The following is a 2234-nucleotide window of genomic DNA, read 5'->3' on the forward strand; positions in this document are numbered from 1 at the left end:
TATTTGCATAGATGCTGGTCACACTGGCTCAGTATTACAATGAGGGAATCCTTTGTGTGGAGCGCAACAATCATGGTTTGGTGACACTCCGTTCATTGCTGGACAAGCATGGGTGGCATCAGCTGTATTTTGAAACGAGGGTAGATGAGCGATCCTTCCAGAGGCGAACGAAGAGGGTTGGATTCTTAACAACTCTCAAAAGTAGGCCACTATTGATTGACACTTTGAAAGAGTCTTTGCGGGATGAATCACTCCTGATCCACTGTGACCAGACGTTAGATGAGTTGCAGACGTTTGTGGTGACGGCCACAGGTAGGTTGGAGGCTGCAGCAGGCAGTCATGATGGCTCTGTCATGGCCTTGGGTTTGGCTGCTTGGTGCGCTTCAGAGGATTCCAGCCCGGTCCATGTTCAAGCCGCAAGCGGTGTATGAAGGTGCACCAGTTAGTCGGTATCGATATTTTGAGGCGGTGTAGTGGAAGCGTTAGCAGTATAAAGGGGAAAGAATGTACAAATTTTTTGGTCTCTTTTTCAAAGGACATTAAATGGCCCAATGGATTATACAACAAAAGTGGAGTGATGTTTTATTTGTTTCTTTTGAAGTAGATTATGATCTATTAAGAAGTGAACTACCAAAGGATTTAGAGGTCGATACTTTTAATGGTAAAGCATATTTAAGTATTGTACCCTTTGTAATGTCTGATATTAGATTTTTCTTTACACCTCCTTTACCTTTTTCAAAACTAAGTGAATTAAACTTAAGAACCTATGTTCGATATAAAAATAAACCAGGAATCTACTTTTTTACATTAGACTCAGATCATAGACTAGGAAACTTTCTTGCTCAAAAAATCTTTAATTTACCATATAGATATGCAATTCTGGATATTAATATTGATAACAATGTATATAATGTTCAATCAAAGAATTCTCTGTCTTTAAAAGTTAGGATTAAAGATAAACAAATAAAGACTGATTTATCAAATTGGTTCACTGAAAGATATTGTTTATATAATATTGTAGATGAAAAAGTATCCAGAGGTGATGTTCTTCATCCAACCTGGAACCTTAAAGAAGCTGAAGTCATAAATATTGATGATCAATTTTCTAAGCAATTTAATCTAGATGTTTGTCCAACACAATATCACTGTTTTTACTCAAAAGAGATAAATGTTAGATTTAGGCGATTTGTATATAATATTTAACTTCATTTATTAGACAAAAAATATTCAAATCACTCATTAATATGATTCTGTATTATTCTATAAATGGAGGTAATATGAGAATATTTTTAATAATTTTATTCTAACCTCGTGTAATGTTATGAGTAAAATTCCAGATTGTTGAGGAAGTAGCTTCGGTAGACGATTTTCTTAGGCTATTGAAAAAGTCTGTGTTTCACACTGCTCGGCTAGTTGTGCTTTAGAGTTTTTAATATCCCACATTTTCAGCCTCTGATACAGTTTGGATGTTCATTAAACCACAGCAACAAACCTACCCAACAAAACTAGCCTCAGCAGTTATAGCCTGCATTGCCATGATATTGAGGTATCTTGTTTCCTTCCACCATACCTAACCACAATATCCTTTACTCAGAGTACATCGGATGCGGCAACTGATTTTGCTCCTGCTGTCGATGGCCATAGCCACAATAGTTTTGGCAGATTCCAACTGCCCCAAATACGACCGTAAGAGCTACCGTCACTGGGTTGATGAGGACCATGATTGCCAGAATGCTCGTCATGAGGTGTTGATTGAGGAATCCCTCTCGACGGTTGGGTTCAAGTCTTCAAAAGACTGCATAGTGGCCTCAGGAAGCTGGGACGATCCCTACTCAGGCAGAACCATTACAGATGCGACCAAGCTGGATATTGATCACATGGTGCCTCTCAAGGAGGCCCACCAGTCTGGTGCAGCCTTTTGGTCAAGGGAGCGCAAAAGAGCCTATGCCAATGATTTGGATGATCCAGACACGTTGATTGCTGTCGATCGTCGTCTGAACCGTCAGAAGGGAGCCAAGGACCCAGCAGAGTGGTTGCCACCCAATCCAGCCTACCAAGTAGAATATGCGAAGGCATGGGTTGCTGTGAAGCTGAAGTGGGGGTTGACCGCTGATCGACAAGAATTGGTGGCTTTACGAAAGTTGCTTGGGAATCAAGTCGAGTTACCACTTGAAGCACCTGAGATGAACTGCACTGCCATTGGGCAGTCCAGCCAGCTAACATTGCCCTCAGCG

The 2234-nt window shown here is 40.6% G+C and carries 3 protein-coding genes; all 3 read left to right on the top strand.

The annotated features are described in order from the left end of the window. The first annotated feature begins 11 nt into the window (after positions 1–11). Positions 12–431, top strand: a complete 420-nt coding sequence (locus P8O70_06560) for a hypothetical protein (protein ID MDG2196536.1) — start codon at positions 12–14, stop codon at positions 429–431. 112 nt (positions 432–543) lie between these two features. Beyond that, positions 544–1203 carry a DUF2071 domain-containing protein gene (locus P8O70_06565; protein MDG2196537.1) on the top strand — a complete coding sequence of 220 codons (660 nt, stop codon included), beginning with the start codon at positions 544–546 and terminating at the stop codon, positions 1201–1203. A gap of 401 nt (positions 1204–1604) precedes the next feature. After that, on the top strand, positions 1605–2234 hold a 630-nt coding region (locus P8O70_06570), incomplete at its 3' end, for an HNH endonuclease family protein (protein ID MDG2196538.1).

The sequence above is a fragment of the SAR324 cluster bacterium genome (assembly GCA_029245725.1).
Classification (GTDB): domain Bacteria; phylum SAR324; class SAR324; order SAR324; family NAC60-12; genus JCVI-SCAAA005.